This is a genomic window from Mucilaginibacter polytrichastri (genome assembly GCF_001911425.1).
Lineage (GTDB): Bacteria > Bacteroidota > Bacteroidia > Sphingobacteriales > Sphingobacteriaceae > Mucilaginibacter > Mucilaginibacter polytrichastri.
In genome coordinates this window covers 2,857,882-2,875,333 of record NZ_MPPL01000001.1, presented here as the reverse complement: position 1 = coordinate 2,875,333, position 17,452 = coordinate 2,857,882, and the positions used below count along the sequence as shown (strand labels likewise).

14 protein-coding genes are annotated in these 17,452 nt (G+C 43.5%); 2 read left to right on the top strand and 12 right to left on the bottom strand.

What is annotated here, in order from left to right:
• Position 1 precedes the first annotated feature (1 nt).
• The 11 genes from bla to RG47T_RS12150 all read right to left on the bottom strand — a co-directional run bounded on the left by bla (position 2) and on the right by RG47T_RS12150 (position 10,804).
• Positions 2-895, bottom strand: coding sequence for a class A beta-lactamase, subclass A2 (bla, locus tag RG47T_RS12200; protein WP_074489725.1), 894 nt, complete (start codon positions 893-895; stop codon positions 2-4).
• A 15-nt stretch (positions 896-910) separates the two neighbouring features.
• Entirely contained in the window at positions 911-1,498 is a 588-nt protein-coding gene (hisIE, locus tag RG47T_RS12195; RefSeq protein ID WP_074489724.1) for a bifunctional phosphoribosyl-AMP cyclohydrolase/phosphoribosyl-ATP diphosphatase HisIE, read from the bottom strand.
• Between the two features lie 64 nt (positions 1,499-1,562).
• Positions 1,563-2,315 (bottom strand): imidazole glycerol phosphate synthase subunit HisF, encoded by a 753-nt coding sequence (gene hisF, locus RG47T_RS12190; RefSeq protein WP_074489723.1) that lies wholly within the window; start codon positions 2,313-2,315, stop codon positions 1,563-1,565.
• Positions 2,316-2,525: 210 nt separating this feature from the next.
• Complete coding sequence (locus tag RG47T_RS12185) at positions 2,526-3,275, bottom strand: 1-(5-phosphoribosyl)-5-[(5-phosphoribosylamino)methylideneamino]imidazole-4-carboxamide isomerase (protein WP_074489722.1); 750 nt, start codon at positions 3,273-3,275, stop codon at positions 2,526-2,528.
• A 4-nt stretch (positions 3,276-3,279) separates the two neighbouring features.
• Complete coding sequence (gene hisH, locus RG47T_RS12180) at positions 3,280-3,870, bottom strand: imidazole glycerol phosphate synthase subunit HisH (protein WP_074489721.1); 591 nt, start codon at positions 3,868-3,870, stop codon at positions 3,280-3,282.
• A 98-nt stretch (positions 3,871-3,968) separates the two neighbouring features.
• The gene (gene hisB, locus RG47T_RS12175) at positions 3,969-5,117 is read right to left on the bottom strand and encodes a bifunctional histidinol-phosphatase/imidazoleglycerol-phosphate dehydratase HisB (RefSeq protein WP_074489720.1); all 1,149 of its coding nucleotides are present in this window, start codon (positions 5,115-5,117) and stop codon (positions 3,969-3,971) included.
• A complete protein-coding gene (hisC, locus tag RG47T_RS12170) occupies positions 5,114-6,160 on the bottom strand; it encodes a histidinol-phosphate transaminase (protein ID WP_074489719.1) in 1,047 nt (348 codons plus the stop codon). The genes hisB and hisC overlap by 4 nt, the downstream gene beginning before the upstream one ends.
• A 156-nt stretch (positions 6,161-6,316) precedes the next feature.
• On the bottom strand, positions 6,317-7,606 hold the full coding sequence (gene hisD, locus RG47T_RS12165) for a histidinol dehydrogenase (RefSeq protein ID WP_074489718.1): 1,290 nt from the start codon (positions 7,604-7,606) through the stop codon (positions 6,317-6,319).
• Between the two features lie 108 nt (positions 7,607-7,714).
• The gene (gene hisG, locus RG47T_RS12160; RefSeq protein WP_074489717.1) at positions 7,715-8,566 is read right to left on the bottom strand and encodes an ATP phosphoribosyltransferase; all 852 of its coding nucleotides are present in this window, start codon (positions 8,564-8,566) and stop codon (positions 7,715-7,717) included.
• 208 nt (positions 8,567-8,774) lie between these two features.
• Positions 8,775-10,295, bottom strand: coding sequence for a hypothetical protein (locus RG47T_RS12155; RefSeq protein WP_074489716.1), 1,521 nt, complete (start codon positions 10,293-10,295; stop codon positions 8,775-8,777).
• A 14-nt stretch (positions 10,296-10,309) separates the two neighbouring features.
• A complete protein-coding gene (locus RG47T_RS12150) occupies positions 10,310-10,804 on the bottom strand; it encodes a D-glycero-alpha-D-manno-heptose-1,7-bisphosphate 7-phosphatase (RefSeq protein WP_074489715.1) in 495 nt (164 codons plus the stop codon).
• A gap of 378 nt (positions 10,805-11,182) precedes the next feature.
• On the opposite strand from RG47T_RS12150, the gene gltB reads away from it, so the two are divergent.
• Entirely contained in the window at positions 11,183-15,709 is a 4,527-nt protein-coding gene (gene gltB / locus RG47T_RS12145; protein ID WP_074489714.1) for a glutamate synthase large subunit, read from the top strand.
• A 2-nt stretch (positions 15,710-15,711) separates the two neighbouring features.
• Positions 15,712-17,190 (top strand): glutamate synthase subunit beta, encoded by a 1,479-nt coding sequence (locus RG47T_RS12140; protein WP_074489713.1) that lies wholly within the window; start codon positions 15,712-15,714, stop codon positions 17,188-17,190.
• Positions 17,191-17,234: 44 nt separating this feature from the next.
• Here RG47T_RS12140 and RG47T_RS12135 read toward each other — a convergent pair.
• On the bottom strand, positions 17,235-17,452 hold a 218-nt coding region (locus RG47T_RS12135), incomplete at its 5' end, for a hypothetical protein (RefSeq protein ID WP_216351049.1).

Here is a 17,452-nt window from a genome sequence, read left to right as displayed (position 1 = left end):
GTTACTGTTTAACTGCATTGTCGTAAGCTGCTTTAGCTATACGGGCAATTACAGATTCGCGGGTTGGCATATCAACAGATGAATTACTTAAAAGTATGGCAATTGCTAAATGAATTCCATCGGGCAAAGTAATAATACCAACATCATTAGTAGCAGCACTGATGCCCTGCGCATTGGTACCCGATCTGCCGGTTTTATGATATACTATTGTACCCTCAGGCAACAAGCCTTTAATTTGCTTTGGCCCGGTAGATGTAGCCTGCATAATTTTCCATAAATAAGCATAGCTTGGCGGAGAAAGGAAGTCGGGTTTAAAAGAAATTTTAAGAAGTCGGGTAAGTTCTTTGGGTTGTACCCAGTTAGTAAATTGCACATCCCATGCTTGGGCCATCTGGTATTCGGATGCTTTAATAGCTATATTATTAATGCCGATGGTATGCATGTAGGCATCAACTTTATCCGTGCCGCCAAGTGTTTTAAGCAGCACATCGCAGGCGATGTTATCACTTAATGAAACCATGTAGCTCAACAATTCTTTGATAGAGACATTAATGTTCCCTTCGGGATATTTATCTTTAAGGGGGCTGTAGGTATCGTAATAGTCACTTTTATCAACATGGATGGGTTGATCAATGGTAAACTTACCCTTATCAATCTCATGCAGCACGGTAATTGCAATAGGGTACTTCATCACACTTTGCATCGGGAAATGTTTATACCCGTTATAAGATAAAGTATCACCGGTTTCGATGTTCAAAACAGAAACGCCTACTATACCCTTGGCCTCCTTTGCAATTTCGGCGATGTGGTTTCTTAAAGTTTCTGACTGCGCACTGCAGTTAAAGATACCGAGAGCGCAAATAAGCAAAGTATTGAGAAATATCTTCGTCAACATAACTTAAGCAATAAACTATTTATGTCTCGCCTCCAGGTTTTTAGCTATTGTTTCAAGCGATAAGCCTTTTTCGCGCAGCAGAACCAAGAGGTGAAAAACGAGGTCTGATGATTCATTGATCATATCGGTCTCTGTTTCTGCCAGGGCAGCAATAACGGTTTCAACAGCTTCTTCGCCAACCTTTTGTGCTATTTTGTTAAGGCCTTTATTGCGCAGTTTGTTAACGTACGATCCTTCCTGTGGGTCTTCATAACGGTTGCGGATAATGTTTTCCAGTTCCAGTATAAAGTTTTGATTGTAAGCGGTATCAAAACAGCTTCGCGCGCCCGTATGGCAGGTAGCTCCTTGCGGCCTAACCATAATCAGGATTGTGTCTTTATCGCAATCGATATGTACGCTTTTTACATGTAAGAAATTGCCACTGGTTTCGCCCTTGGTCCATAAGCGATTTTTAGAACGGGAGAAAAACGTAACTATATTTTCTTTGATGGTTTTTTGATAAGCCTCGGCATTCATATAGCCCAGCATCAATACCTCAAGTGTTTGTACATCCTGTATCACAACCGGAACCAGTCCGTCGGTTTTATCGAAATCTATTTCCATTATTCTTTGGTAAAAAACCACCTTACAAGCGGTTCGCAAATATAGCCGTTAAGCTAAGTATCAATTATCTTACGTTAATGTTTTGGTTTTTTAAAGCCAATTTTAAATCGGGTATTAAAATTTGCCCGTAATGAAATACCGATGCAGCCAAAGCGGCATCCACATTGGTTTTCTGAAACACATCTACAAAATGCTGTACACTCCCCGCACCACCAGAGGCAATAACCGGGATGTTGACCACATCATTAACTATCTTCAGGAGGTTGTTATCAAATCCGGCTTTGGTACCGTCATGATCCATCGAGGTCAATAGTATTTCGCCTGCACCACGGCTTTCTGCTTCTGTAATCCAATCTAAAGTTTCCTTTTCAGTTGGTATCCGTCCGCCATTTAGATGAACTATATTGGCATTACCATCGTAACGTGTATCAACAGCAACGACAACAAATTGTACACCGAAGGCTTTAGCTAATTCGTCAATAAAACCAGGGTTTCGTACCGCGGCAGAATTGATCGAAATTTTATCGGCTCCGGCATTTAACAGTGCATCAGCATCTGCAATCTCCATAATACCACCACCAATGGTAAATGGGATATTGATTTGCCTGGCTACTGCTTTAACCATCTCGATCATGGTTTTGCGGCGCTCGTGCGTAGCGGTGATGTCCAGAAACACCAATTCGTCGGCACCCTGGCGCGAATAGTTCCAGGCCAGCTCTACCGGGTCGCCGGCATCACGTAGGTCTACAAAGTTTACGCCTTTAACCGTACGGCCGTCTTTTACATCAAGGCAGGGGATGATTCGTTTTGCGAGCATGGGGTTTTAACTTGTCATTGCGAGGTACGAATCAATCTCGTAGCTGTGCAGAGCGACCCTGTAAGTAGGGGATTGCTTCGTACCTCGCAATGACGATATTATTTAATCTACTTGTCATGCCGAACTTGTTTCGGCAACCCACGTGCTAAGTATAACGTATACCTGTACTGTAGGATCCTGAAACAAGTTCAGGATGACGGGTGGAAAGGTTTAAATAGAGATCAGCGACTGTAAATTCCAGTCTTTGATCTCTTCAATAGTAACCAGACCTTCATAAATGGCTTTACCTACTACAACAGATTCTACCTTAATTTTGCTGAGCTGTTCTATATCTTTCATGGAACTTACACCACCTGAGGCGATCAGTTTGATGAAAGGAGAGTGATCCAGCAGTTTTTCATATAGTTCGATGCCTGCGCCGCCCAGTTTACCGTCTTTATTGATATCGGTACACAGGAAGCGGAAGAAACCTAAAGCCAGGCATTTATCAACATAGTCCATTAACTTAATAGGCGAACTTTCCATCCAGCCGGAGTATTTGATTACTTCGTCGAGTACGTCAATAGCCACCACAACCTGGTCTGAGCAGCGTTCTTTACCGCAAAGGGCTTTGCTCAGGTCTTCCAGAAAGCTGGGATTGGTGATGGCCTGTGTACCTACAATAACGCGGTGGATGCCAGCGTCTATCAGTTCTTTAACCTTTTCAATACTGCGAACGCCGCCGCCGTATTGTACTTTCATATCCGTTTTTTTGATCACGTTGAACAGATACTCCTGATTAGAGAAATCATTTTTGGCGCCATTCAAATCAATAACATGAATGAAATTTGTGCCGTTGGATTGATACCTTTCGATCATCTCTTCCAGTGTAACATCGTAATGAGTTACCTGTTCGTAGTTACCTTCACGAAGGCGAACTACTTTTTTATCGAGTATGTCGATGGCAGGGATTATATACATGCCTTTAAAGTTTTGAAAAGTTTTTAAGTAAAGTTTCGCCGTACTCACCTGATTTTTCAGGATGGAATTGCACGCCGAAAAAATTATTATGCCAAATTGATGCCGAAAAATTATTGATATAATTGGTTGACGCTAAAGTGTATGCCCCATCATATTCAATATAGTATGAATGTACAAAGTAAAAATGAGCGTCAGCAGGAATATTTTCAAAAAGTGGATTTCCGGCTTGTGGATATACGTTGTTCCAGCCGGTGTGTGGCACCTTAAAACCGGGCTCATCCTTAAATTTTAAGGTTTTTACCGGGATGATATTGAGCAGATCGGCGTCGCCTTCTTCAGAATGTGCGGTTAGCAGCTGCATACCCACACAGATACCCAAGGTTGGTTTGTTTAACGCCTTGATCTTTGGCACCAGCCCTGTATTTTCAAGCTTAGCCATGGCCGCACCTGCATGCCCTACACCGGGGATAATATAGCGGTCAAACTGTTCAAAATCAGCTTCATTATTGATCATGCCGTAGGTAATGCCCAGCCTGTCTAAAGCCGAAGTTAGTGAGAAAATGTTCCCTGCGCCGTAACGTACTATTCCTATCATATTCTATCTAGAGACAAGAGCCGAGAAACAAGAGACAAGATAAAAAACAAAATGTACAGTGCTATCTTGTTTCTTGGCTCTGGTTTCTTTCATCTCTCTTAAAGCATCCCTTTAGTGCTTGGTAAAACCATATTATTTGCGTCCCTTCTTACAGCCATTTTAATGGCTTTGGCAAAGGCTTTAAATATTGCTTCTATTTTGTGATGTTCGTTTTGGCCTTCGGCTTTGATGTTGAGGTTTGATTTCGAAGCGTCTGAGAACGATTTAAAGAAATGTAAAAACATTTCTGTAGGTACATCGCCCACTTTTTCGCGTTTAAAATCTGCATCCCAAACCAGCCAGTTGCGGCCGCCAAAGTCTATCGCTGCCTGTGCCAGGCAATCGTCCATTGGCAGGCAGAAACCGTAACGTTCAATCCCACGTTTATCGCCTAAAGCTGTTGCAAAAACCTCGCCTAAAGCAATTGCGGTATCTTCTATGGTGTGATGCTCATCTATATGCAAATCGCCTTTGGCCTCAACCACCAAATCAATACTGCCGTGACGGGCAATCTGATCCAGCATATGATCAAAGAAATGCAGGCCTGTATTTACTTTCGCTTCACCTGTACCATCTAAATTAATTTTAATAAAAACATCAGTTTCTTTGGTGGTACGGCGGCGTTCTGCAACGCGTTCGCCTAGTTTTAAAAACTCGTAGATCTTTTGCCAGTCGGTACTTTCTAAGGCAACAACGTCTTTAATGGCTGCGTTTTCTTCTTCAGTAAATTCTTTTGCGCCTAATCCCGAATTATTGTTTAGCCAAATGGCTTTTGCTCCTAAGTTTTTGGCAAGCAGTACATCGTTTTTACGATCGCCGATTACGAATGAGCCTTGCAGATCATACTTTTCAGTATCTAAATATTCGGTAAGCATACCGGTACCCGGTTTGCGGGTAGGGGCATGCTGGTATGGAAATGTGCGGTCGATGTGTACGGCAGAAAATACTACACCTTCGTTAGCGAAGGTTTTAAGCACCATGTCTTGTACCGGGAAAAAGTTTTCGTCAGGGTGGCTGATGGTTCCCAAGCCATCCTGGTTAGTTACCATTACCAGCTTAAAATCAAGCTCGGCAGCTATACGTGGCAGGTATTGCAGGGCTTTGTTATAAAACTCTAGCTTGTAGAAAGAGTCTATCTGCTCGTCGGCACATTCTTTAATTAATGTACCATCTCTGTCTATAAACAATATTTTCTGGGGACCGATCATTTGTATAGCTGTAAAGTTTCTAATAATTTTTGGTTTTCGTCCGGTGTTCCAACAGTTATTCTTAACGAACCCTGGCAAAGCTCTACTTTAGAACGATCGCGAACGATGATTCCATATCCAACCAGGAAGTTGTAGATGCCCTTTGCATCGGTAGTTTTAACCAGGATAAAGTTGGCGTCAGACGGATAAATATCCAGCACGAAATCAAAATCCTTCAGTTTCAAAACTAGTTTATCGCGCTCGGCCAATAGCTCTTTGATCCAAAGGTTTACCAGATCGGTATTTTGCAAAGCCTGTAATGCTAATTGCTGCGAAGCTTCGTTGATGTTGTAAGGTGGTTTAACCTTGTTCATCACCTCAATAATTTCTTCACTGGCAAATGCCATACCTACACGTAAGCCAGCTAAGCCCCATGCTTTTGACAGCGTTTGCATTACCACCAAATTGGCGTACTCTGTCAGTTCCTGAATAAAAGTTTTTTGACGGCTGAAGTTGATATAAGCTTCATCAACCACAATTATACCGCTAAAATTGGCCAGCAGGGTTTCAATATCATCACGATTGATAGAATTACCTGTAGGGTTATTAGGCGAGCAGATGAAAATCAGTTTAGTGTTTTTGTCAATAGCTTCGGAAATCCCTTCAACGTTCAACTGATACTCTTCTGTCAGCGGAACTTTACGGGCTTCCACGTCATTAATGTTAGCCGAAACTTCGTACATGCCATAAGTAGGCGGTACCAAAATTACGTTATCAACCCCCGGGTTGCAGAAACTGCGGAACAGAATATCGATAGCCTCATCGCTGCCATTACCTAAAAAGATGTTTCGGGCAGGTACGCCTTTAATTTCGCTCAGGCGCATTTTAACCTGGTACTGCATCGGGTCGGGGTAGCGGTTGTACGCTTTATCCAACGGCGAACCAAATGCATTCTCGTTAGCATCCAGGTATATGCTGGCTTCACCCTTAAATTCATCACGTGCGGATGAGTAGGGAACCAGGTTTTTTATATTTTCTCTGAGTATGTTATTAATGTCGAACATCTCTTTTTTGTTATGTTGTCATTGTAGAAGCCTCACCCAACTCTCTCCGGAGCAGAGGGCTTTAAAAAGTCTCTCCTTTTGGAGTAGAGTTAGGAGGGGATACCTCATGATGCCGGTTAAAATTTTGTCTTGTTTCTTGATTCTTGTCTCTTACTTCTATTTTTGTAGTCGCACTGTCACCGCGTTCTTGTGCGCATGCAATCCTTCCAACTCGGCCAAAATCTCCACAGTTGGGCCAATGTTATTAATACCTTGCGGACTAATGTGCTGAAACGTGATCTTCTTTACAAAAGAATCAACCGAAACACCTGAATACGCCCGTGCATAAGTGCTGGTAGGCAGGGTATGGTTAGTACCCGATGCATAATCGCCCACGCTCTCGGGCGTTAAGTTGCCTAAGAAAACAGAACCTGCGTTGATAATATCACCGGTGATCTGTTCCCAGCTTTCTGTTGCCAGGATCAAGTGTTCCGGTGCATACAGGTTACTGAATTGCATGGCCTGGTTAAGGCTGTTTACAATAACTGCGTATGAGTTGGCAATTGCTTGCCCGGCAATTTCGGCGCGTGGTAATGTAGGTAACTGTTTGGCAAGTTCTGCAATAACAGCTTCGGCCATTTGCTCTGATGTGGTTACCAGAACAGCCTGGCTATCACTCCCATGTTCTGCCTGCGCCAGTAAATCCGCAGCTACAAAAATTGGGTTGGCGGTTTCATCAGCAATTACTAAAACTTCTGACGGGCCGGCAGGCATATCGATGGCCGTTGTGGTGGTAGATTGAATGATGGTCTTCGCCTTGGTTACAAACTGGTTGCCGGGGCCAAAGATCTTGTCAACCTTGGCAATGCTTTCTGTGCCATAAGCCATGGCTGCAATAGCCTGCGCGCCTCCGGCAAAGTAAATACGGTCGATGTCAAGCAGTTCGGCAACGTAAGCAATAAAGGCGTTAACCTTGCCGCTTTTTTGCGGCGGCGAGCATACAACAATCTCTTTACAGCCTGCTATGCGAGCGGGGATACCCAGCATTAAAAATGTACTGGGCAAAACCGCGCTACCACCGGGAATGTACAAGCCAACTTTTTCAATCGGCCTTAATTCGCGCCAGCAGGTTACGCCAGGCATGGTTTCAATTTTGTCTTCTTTAACTAATTGAGCCTTGTGAAATTTGTAGATATTATTGTATGCCGTTTTAAGTGCTTCTTTTTGCTCTGGTTGCAGGGCATTAGCCAATTCGGATAGCTCGGCTTTATCGAGGTAAAGCTTGTCGAGTTTAACTTTGTCAAACTTGTGTGCATAATCCAACAGGGCATTATCGCCATGCTCGCGCACGGTGTCGATAATCGTTTCCACAATCGAGCGGATCTCGTTGGCCGGGTCAACATTACGTTGAACCAGTTGCTGCAGGTCATCAGTATTTAAATCCTGATAATTATATATTCTTAACATGTTGCCTCACCTCAGCCCTCTCTAAATGAGAGGGAGTTTTTTAATGTGAAATTCTGTTAATTGTAAAATTCGGTAATTCTGAGAATTCCCAAATTCAGTAAATTCTGATTAAAGAATTATCTTCTCTATCGGCATCACTACAATACCTTCTGCACCGGCTTGCTTCATGCTGCTAATACGGTCCCAAAAATCGCGTTCAGGGATTACGGTATGTACAGCAACCCAATCTGCCTCGGCCAATGGTACTATTGTAGGGCTTTTAACACCGGGTAGTAAACTCATTATTTTAGGCAAATTATCGCGGTGGATATTTAATACAACGTATTTAGTTTCTTTTGCGCGTAATACAGATTGAATACGTTGAATTAATTCCTGGATCAGGATGTTATCCTCGTCACCTTTACGACCAATTAAAACTGCTTCAGACGACATGACATCGGCAAAAGGTTTCAAGCCATTGCTTTTCAGCGTTCCGCCTGTTGATACCAGATCGCAAATGGCATCAGCCAATCCCAAACCCGGCGCAATTTCTACCGAACCGGAAATGTTACGAATATCAGACTGAATGTTGTTCTCTTTTAAAAACTTACCCAAAATAGCAGGGTAGGTGGTAGCGATTGATTTACCGTTTAGATGTTGCAAATCGGTGATATCACTGTTATTAGTAATGGCAATTTTTAATGCGCATTTACCAAAGCCTAACCTTTGCAGGTAGTTAACTTCAACCTCAGTTTCTTGAATTACGTTTTCGCCAACAATACCCAAATCGGCAATGCCGTCTTGTACGTATTCTGGGATATCGTCATCACGAAGAAAAAGGATTTCCAATGGGAAATTTGACACCGGCGAGATCAATGAACTTTTGTAGTTCTCGAAATTAAGGCCACAATTTTTAAGCAGTTCAACGGACTTTTCGTTGAGCCGACCCGATTTTTGGATCGCTATTTTTAATGTTTTCAAAGCTGGAATTGATTATACTATAAGATAAACGGAGGTTTAATATTTCACGTAGAAACATCATTATTTGATCGCCACATGGTGGCGATGGTGCAGGTGCAAATGATGTAAAGTGAAAACCTTCATTTTTATAGCTAACTTTTGGTGAGCAGTGCAAATATATAATTTATTTAGAAAATCAAAAATCAATTTCTATGAAATGAGTAGTTTATCATTTCGCAGGTTGATCAGACTCGCTGTATTCATAAATGCTTCCGTCGGCAAATTGTTGTAATTTTTTCAGGGTTTTTTTCTGCTGAATATATTTCAGGTTAATCAGCTCGGGATTATCGAGGTTATCAAACCAGATGAGGTAATAATGTTTTTGATCCAAAAATTTCTCTACTGTTTTAGGGAAATAGCGGTGTGGCAGCAACCTGGTGCCGGTGTGCCCGCCCAGAAAGTAAACAGCTTCGGGCGCATCAGAGTAGATAGGCGCATTGGTTTTAAAGAAAGCCCCGTTGCTACGCATATACTTAACCAGGCCCGAATCTTTCCAATCGTCGTCGGCATAGCCGGGGTTGCCATATTCGCGCTGATCGTCCCAGCGCTGGTAGTCCACTTTATATAAACGATATTCAATCACCAAAGCACAAATACCCAAAAAAACATAGACAGGAATTTTAGCAGCTTGCGACCATCTTTTAGGCATGTGTATAATCCACCAGGTTAAAGCCCATATGGTTGGGATATACATAGGGGCCAGCAGCCTGTCGTTAATGCGCTCATAGCGCGAAAACGTGGACGATAGCACAATAAACAAACCGTAGATCAGCGAAAATGTAATGGATATAATGAGATAGTTATTCAGGTTTCTTCTGAAGGCGTGGAACCACAAGGCAACCATTAATGCCACTATAGTAATAATACCTACGACTAAAGCTACAGAATCAGCCTCGCTTGGTATGGTAATCCAATCTACAATGGTGCCACCAAAATAGATCATGTTTTGCCAAAAGCCTGTGATTGACGCCTCGCGGGGGCCTGTGCCCGTACCGCTCATAATGCGGTTACGAATGAGGTTGGCAATTAATAACGAGCAAGATATAGCGCCGAAGATGAAAATCCGCTTCCACCGTTCTTTAAAAGGCAATGCGTTCTCAATCAAAAGTAATAAGCAGCCTGTACCAATTACAGTTATACCGGCGTAGCGGGTTATACAACTAATACCTGCAACCAAGGCGGCAACGACTAACGTTATATAGGTATGCGTTTTTAAATATTGAGAGAAGGTGATAAAGAAAGCAAACACCAGGAATATAAACAGCGTCTCCGACCATAAATAGGTATAGATCTGCAACAATGCCGGGCTTAATATTATCGCACCCAAAACCAACCATTTATAGATAGTGCTTTTAGCCGCAAAATGCTGCATTAGTAACCCGCTGATTAATATCACTCCCGCAAAAAGCAAACCATTAATAACAGGCCCGGCAACAACAGGGTCGATGCCGCTAATAAAGAAAGTCAGCCCTAAGAAAATAGGGTAGAAAACCGGGAAGTCAACAATGGGATGTCCGTTGAAGGTTGTTAAGGCACCATCAGCATGGAGGCTTCGTGCTGCACTGGTATACATAATAGAATCTGGCGATATGCCGATGCCATTATATTTGGTAAAAAGATAAATAGCATAATAACCAATAGCCGCTGCAATAACCGAATCGATATTTTTTAAGTAGGCGCTTAGTTTCATGCTATATATTAAGGTTAAGCTATCTGATCAAGTACTTCGCTGATAGGCTGATCGCTGTTTATCAATATGCCTTTTACACCGGCTGCCGTACCCGCTTCTACATCACGCTCGCGGTCGCCAATAAAATAAGATTGGGCAGGGTCTATATTATATGCTGCAATCCCCCTTAATAATAAACCCGGTTTAGGTTTGCGGCAATCACAATCGCCGGTAAAATTGGGGTGGTGCGGGCAATAGTATATATCTGTAAACTCAACACCATGCTCGGCGTAAAGTTTTTTGAGGTGTGCATGCATTTCGGCCAGCTGATCTTCAGTGTACCAGCTTTTGGCAATGCCGCCCTGGTTGGTAGCTACAATTAACAGGTAACCACGGTCTTGCAGCTCTTTTAGTGTACCAAAGTTATGTTCAAGTACGTGGAAGTCTTCCAGCTTGCACACGTAATCGCCCATTTCCTGGTTTAAAACCCCGTCTCTATCTAAAAAAACAGCTTTATTCTTTTCCGACATGCTTTTTACAATTAAGCTGCAAAAATAGACTAATCATTTAATGCCGCAAAAGTAAATGAGCAGGTTGCCAAATACACCATTCTTAACATTATCATAATTTTAGGTAGGCATTGAGTTTTTATACACTTATAGCCGTTTGTTGCCTAAGCAACAAAAAATGCCACAATGTGCAGTTACGGTATTAGCAGATATGAGCCTTGTAAGCTATTTTAATTAAGATATTTTTATAGAAGTGTAATAAATATTAAGAAATTTTCATTAATTGTAGCCGATGAATAGATTTTGTTGCGACCTTTTTAAAAATTTAAGCACTATTTAAAATGTTTTCTAAAAATAGTAATTTCGTTGTTACACCTTTTTCAAATTGGTTCTTTTAATATGGATTTAACTGATTGCCCCCAGCAGGGTTTGTACCGGCCCGAATTTGAACATGACTCCTGTGGTACAGGATTTATAACTAACATTAACGGACATAAATCTAACCAGATCGTTCGTGATGCCCTTACTATTCTCGAAAACATGGAGCACCGCGGTGCTTGCGGCTGTGACCCTGATAGCGGTGACGGTGCAGGTATCCTGATTCAACTGCCCCATGAATTTTTGATGGAAGAATGCTCGAACCTGGAAATGAGCTTACCCGAGGCCGGAGATTACGGCGTAGGGATGATCTTTTTTCCTAAAGATTCTGTGCTCAAGAAGGCTTGCCGTAATATTATCAGCAGCGCTGCCGAGAAATTAGGACTGCATATTTTAGGTTACCGCAAGGTACCAGTAGATAATACCGTTATAGGCGAAACGGCCCGCCAGGCAGAACCCGATGCCGAGCAACTGTTTATTTTAAAGCCGCATAGCATTACCACTGCAGATGTTTTTGAACGTAAACTTTTTGTATTACGAAGATATATTAACAAAACAGTTTTAGAAACTGTGCCGCAGGCAGGTGAGCATTTTTACTTTACCTCACTATCCAGCAAAACCATTATTTATAAAGGCCAGCTAACTACTTACCAGTTACGCCAGTATTACACAGACCTTGCAGATCCACGTGTGGCTTCGGGCTTTGCCATGATCCACTCGCGTTTCTCAACCAATACATTCCCTTCGTGGAAACTTGCTCAGCCATTCCGTTTAATTGCCCATAATGGAGAGATTAACACGCTGACAGGTAACCTAAACTGGTTTTATGCCGGTGTTAAATCATTAGCATCATCATACTTCACCAGCGAAGAAATGGATATGCTGTTGCCGGTTATTGATAATAATCAGTCAGATTCTGCTTGTTTGGATAACATTATCGAAGTGTTATTGCACTCTGGCCGTTCATTACCGCACGTAATGATGATGCTGATCCCAGAGGCCTGGGATGGTAACGAGCAAATGGACCCGATAAAAAAGGCGTTCTATGAGTATCACGCCACCATTATGGAGCCTTGGGATGGCCCCGCCGCTATCTCATTTACAGATGGCAGACTGGTTGGTGCTTTGTTAGATCGTAATGGCCTGCGCCCGCTGCGTTATGTAATTACCAATGACAACCGTGTTATTGCAGCATCAGAAGCCGGTGTATTAACCATCGACGAAAGTACGGTGATTAGCAAAGGCCGCCTGCAGCCGGGTAAAATGTTATTGATCGATACCGTAAAAGGTAAGATCATTAAAGACGAAGAAATTAAACAGCAAATAGCTTCACAACAGCCTTATGGCCGTTGGTTAGATAATTATCAGATCCGTATGGAAGAACTGGCCGAGCCGCGTTTGGCTTTCGCCAGCCTTACACCTGATTCTGTTTTTCGTTACCAGCAGGTGTTTGGTTATAGCCGTGAGGATATCGAGGTAATCATTAAACCGATGGCGGTTGATGGTAAAGAACCAATTGGCTCCATGGGTACAGATGTGCCTTTGGCTGTATTGTCTGATAAACCTCAGCATTTATCGAGCTACTTTAAGCAGTTTTTCGCACAGGTAACCAACCCGCCGATAGATCCTATCCGTGAGCGTTTGGTAATGAGTTTGGCTACTTTTATCGGTAACAACGGTAACCTGTTGGATGAAGATAAAATGCATTGCCATTGCGTAAAGCTGAAACACCCTATATTGAATAACCACGAAGTTGAAAAACTGAGGAGTATTGATACCGGCTTATTCCACGCCAAAACATTACAAACATACTTTAAGGCCGATGGACAGCCGGGCTCGCTGGAAAAAGGTATAGCAAGGCTTTGCCGTTATGCCGAAGATGCGGTTGAAGATGGTTTCGAAGTATTGATCCTTTCAGACCGTGCTATCGATTCTGAGCATGCGCCCATTCCGTCATTATTGGCGGTATCTGCGGTGCATCACCACTTGATTAAAAAAGGCTGCCGTGGTTCGGTAGGTTTGGTTGTTGAAGCTGGCGACGCTTGGGAAGTACATCACTTTGCTGCTTTACTAGCGTTTGGTGCAAGTGCTATTAACCCATATCTGGCACTGTCTACCATAGAAAATTTAAAAATTAGCGGTGACCTGGAAACTACGCTGGAAACCGATAAACTTTTTTATAACTACGTTAAATCAATTTGCGATGGCTTGTTGAAGATCTTTTCTAAAATGGGGATTTCTACACTTCAATCGTACCATGGTTCTCAGGTGTTTGAGATCCTGGGTTTGAATAAAGCAGTTGTCGATAAATATTTTTGCGGTGCTGTTACCCGTATAGAAGGTTTGGGACTCGACGAAATTGCCCGCGAAGCATTGGGTAAACACAGCATGGGCTTTAACCACTCTAAAGGCGAAACCCGTTTATTGCAAGAAGGTGGTATTTACCAGTGGAAACGCCGCGGCGAGCAGCACTTGTTTAATCCGCAAACGGTTCACTTACTGCAACATGCAACCCGTACCAATGATTTTGCTGTTTATAAAAGCTACGCAAAACTGGTTAACGAGCAAACCGAAAAGCACTTTACCATCCGCGGTCTGTTAGATTTTACACACCACCGCGAAGCGATCTCGATAGAAGAAGTTGAACCGGTAGAAAGCATCATGAAGCGTTTCGCTACAGGTGCCATGTCGTTCGGTTCAATATCGCACGAGGCGCATAGCACACTGGCTATTGCTATGAACCGCATTGGCGGCAAAAGCAATACCGGCGAGGGTGGAGAAGACGAAATGCGTTACGAAACCATGCCTAACGGCGATTCGATGCGTTCGGCCATTAAGCAAATTGCCTCGGCACGTTTTGGGGTAACTTCAAACTACCTGACTAATGCTGATGAGTTGCAGATTAAAATGGCGCAAGGTGCAAAACCGGGCGAAGGTGGGCAACTGCCGGGCCACAAGGTTGATGATTGGATTGCGAAAACCCGTCACTCAACGCCTGGCGTAGGCTTAATTTCTCCGCCACCGCATCACGATATTTATTCTATCGAAGATTTAGCACAGCTTATCTTCGACCTTAAAAACGCTAACCGTGCCGCACGTATCAACGTTAAGTTGGTATCAAAAGCAGGCGTTGGTACTATTGCAGCAGGTGTGGCTAAAGCACATGCCGATGTAATCCTGATTGCCGGCTATGATGGTGGTACAGGTGCATCGCCAATGAGTTCTATTAAACATGCAGGTTTACCATGGGAACTTGGCTTGGCAGAAGCACACCAGACCCTGGTGCGTAACAAACTGCGCAGCCGCGTAGTGTTACAGGCTGACGGGCAGATGAAAACCGGTCGTGATTTGGTTATTGCTGCATTAATGGGTGCCGAAGAATGGGGGGTTGCAACTGCAGCACTTGTTGTAGGTGGCTGTATCATGATGCGTAAATGCCATTTAAATACTTGCCCTGTTGGCGTGGCCACACAAGATCCTGAACTGCGTAAACTGTTCAGCGGTAAGCCGGAGCATATCGTTAACCTGTTCCGTTTCCTGGCTGAGGACATGCGCGAAATTATGGCCGAGCTTGGTTTCCGTACCATACAAGAGATGGTTGGCCGTGTACAGTTTTTAAGAGTAAGAGACAATATACAAAGCTGGAAAGCTAAAAAGGTAGACTTATCGGGCATATTACACCCGGTTACTAACCAAAAAGGCTTAACACTTTACAATAGCGAAAGCCAGGATCACGGCATGGCCGATATCATTGACTGGAAGCTGTTAGAAACAGCCCAGCAGGCATTGGCTGATAAAACACCGGTTTTTGCTACGTTTGATGTTAAAAACATTGACCGTACCATCGGTACCCTGTTATCAAACGAGATCTCTAAAAAATACGGCTCTGTTGGTTTGCCGGATAATACCATCAATTACAAATTCAAAGGTTCGGCCGGACAAAGCTTTGGTGCTTTTGCCGCAAAAGGGATCTCTTTTGAATTAGAAGGTGAAGCCAATGATTATGTAGGTAAAGGTTTATCTGGCGCTCAGCTGGCTATTTACCCGGCTGCGAACTCAACGTTTACACCAGAAAATAACATTATCATTGGTAACGTAGCCATGTATGGTGCAACATCGGGCGAGTTATTTGCGCGTGGTATGGCCGGCGAGCGTTTCGCCGTACGTAACTCTGGTGCAACTGCGGTTGTAGAGGGTGTGGGCGATCACGGTTGTGAGTACATGACTGGTGGCCGTGCGCTGATACTTGGCAAAACAGGCCGCAACTTTGCAGCCGGCATGAGCGGTGGTTTAGCCTGGATCTACGACCAGGACCATACGTTTGCCGAAAACTGTAACCCGGAAATGGTTGATCTGGACCCACTTTCACCAAAGGATGAAGAGCAGATTCTCACCTTGCTTAAAAAGCATGCTAACCTTACCCAGAGCGAAGTAGCAAAAAGACTGTTAAGCAACTGGGCCGAAGCCAAATTGGATTTTGTTAAAGTATTTCCGAAAGAGTACAAAAGAGTTTTACAAGAAAAAGAATATCAAGCTGTCAGCAAATAAATATGGGAAAGCCTACCGGATTTCAGGAGTTTAACAGAGAACTTCCTGGTAAAACAGCACCCGATACAAGGGTGAAAAACTATAACGAGTTTGTTGGCCTGTACACTGCTGATAAACTAAACGAACAATCGGCACGGTGCATGAATTGTGGCATACCTTTTTGCCACTCGGGTTGCCCGCTCGGTAATATTATCCCCGAGTTTAACGATGCCGTTTACCGTAAAAACTGGGTTGAAGCCTATGAAATACTATCTTCAACCAATAATTTCCCCGAGTTTACAGGCCGTATTTGCCCTGCACCCTGCGAATCTGCATGTGTGTTAGGCATTAACAAGCCGCCTGTAGCCATTGAGGAAATTGAGAAACACATTATCGAGATTGCCTATGAAAAGAACCTCGTTAAACCTGTTGCGCCGTTAATTAAAACGGGTAAAAAGGTGGCTGTTGTAGGTTCTGGCCCTGCGGGTTTAGCTGCTGCAGCACAATTGAGCAAAGCAGGCCACACTGTAACTGTTTACGAACGCGACGACAAGCCGGGAGGTTTATTACGTTATGGCATCCCCGATTTTAAATTAGAGAAATGGGTAATAGACCGCCGTATCCAGGTTCTGGAAGCAGATGGTATTGAATTTATCTGCAATACAGAAATTGGCAAAGACCTGGCAGCCGATGAACTGGTTCGTGGTTACGATGCCGTTGTTATGGCGGGTGGCTCAACCATACCGCGTGATTTACCTATCCCGGGCCGTGAGTTTAAGGGCGTTTATTTTGCAATGGACTTCCTGAAACAACAAAATAAGCGGGTTGGCAACAGCGCATTTACTGCCGAAGATATTTTAGCTACAGATAAAGATGTAGTGGTAATAGGCGGTGGTGATACCGGATCAGACTGTGTGGGTACTTCAAACCGTCATGGTGCAAAATCTATCCTGCAATTTGAGTTTATGCCGCAGCCGCCAACAGCGCGTACTGCTGCTATGCCTTGGCCAAGCTACCCAATGGTGCTAAAAACAACCAGCTCGCACGAGGAAGGTTGCCAGCGCCATTTCGGTATCAATACCAAAGCGTTTTTGGGTGACGATGAAGGTAACCTGCGTGCCCTTAAGGTAACCGACGTAAGCTGGGAAACTGACTTTTTAGGTCGCCCTACCAAGTTTGCCGAGATTGAAGGATCAGAGCGCGAGCTACCTTGCCAGCGTGTGTTCTTAGCCATGGGCTTTGTAAACCCGCAATACAATGGCATGCTGGAAAGCCTGGGCATTGAAATAGATGAGCGCAAAAACGTAAAAGCCAAAGAAGGCGTTTATCGTACCAACATCAGTAAGGTATTTGCCTGCGGCGATATGCGCCGCGGACAATCACTGGTGGTTTGGGCCATATCTGAAGGCCGCGAAGCTGCCCGCAAAGTCGATGAGTTTTTAATGGGACATACCCTGTTAGAAAGCAAAGACGCTGTTAATTTCTACGAACAAGCTTTTTAGAACATCACTCTAAATAGATCAGACCCTGCGATAGGCCGTCCCGGTTATCGTAGGGTTACTTTTATCCAGTCCTGGAGCATCTGCCTCAACTCCTCATACGTTTCTTTCACGGTTATGTACGAATCTTTATCGCCAATCAGGTAAATTCTTACTTCCTCCTCCGGGTCTTTATAAATTACAACAGAAGTTATATTGTCCACATTAATTAATGTGTTACGGTCGTTTTTGTCAAGTAGTTCTATGAAGTTTGCCATGGGAGTAT

What these genes read in the sequence shown, in the direction of transcription:
- bla (WP_074489725.1), bottom strand. Translation starts at nt 895, where the DNA reads ATGTTGACGAAGATATTTCTCAATACTTTGCTTATTTGCGCTCTCGGT.
- hisIE (WP_074489724.1), bottom strand. Translation starts at nt 1,498, where the DNA reads ATGGAAATAGATTTCGATAAAACCGACGGACTGGTTCCGGTTGTGATA.
- hisF (WP_074489723.1), bottom strand. Translation starts at nt 2,315, where the DNA reads ATGCTCGCAAAACGAATCATCCCCTGCCTTGATGTAAAAGACGGCCGT.
- RG47T_RS12185 (WP_074489722.1), bottom strand. Translation starts at nt 3,275, where the DNA reads ATGTATATAATCCCTGCCATCGACATACTCGATAAAAAAGTAGTTCGC.
- hisH (WP_074489721.1), bottom strand. Translation starts at nt 3,870, where the DNA reads ATGATAGGAATAGTACGTTACGGCGCAGGGAACATTTTCTCACTAACT.
- hisB (WP_074489720.1), bottom strand. Translation starts at nt 5,117, where the DNA reads ATGATCGGTCCCCAGAAAATATTGTTTATAGACAGAGATGGTACATTA.
- hisC (WP_074489719.1), bottom strand. Translation starts at nt 6,160, where the DNA reads ATGTTCGACATTAATAACATACTCAGAGAAAATATAAAAAACCTGGTT.
- hisD (WP_074489718.1), bottom strand. Translation starts at nt 7,606, where the DNA reads ATGTTAAGAATATATAATTATCAGGATTTAAATACTGATGACCTGCAG.
- RG47T_RS12155 (WP_074489716.1), bottom strand. Translation starts at nt 10,295, where the DNA reads ATGAAACTAAGCGCCTACTTAAAAAATATCGATTCGGTTATTGCAGCG.
- RG47T_RS12150 (WP_074489715.1), bottom strand. Translation starts at nt 10,804, where the DNA reads ATGTCGGAAAAGAATAAAGCTGTTTTTTTAGATAGAGACGGGGTTTTA.
- gltB (WP_074489714.1), top strand. Translation starts at nt 11,183, where the DNA reads ATGGATTTAACTGATTGCCCCCAGCAGGGTTTGTACCGGCCCGAATTT.
- RG47T_RS12140 (WP_074489713.1), top strand. Translation starts at nt 15,712, where the DNA reads ATGGGAAAGCCTACCGGATTTCAGGAGTTTAACAGAGAACTTCCTGGT.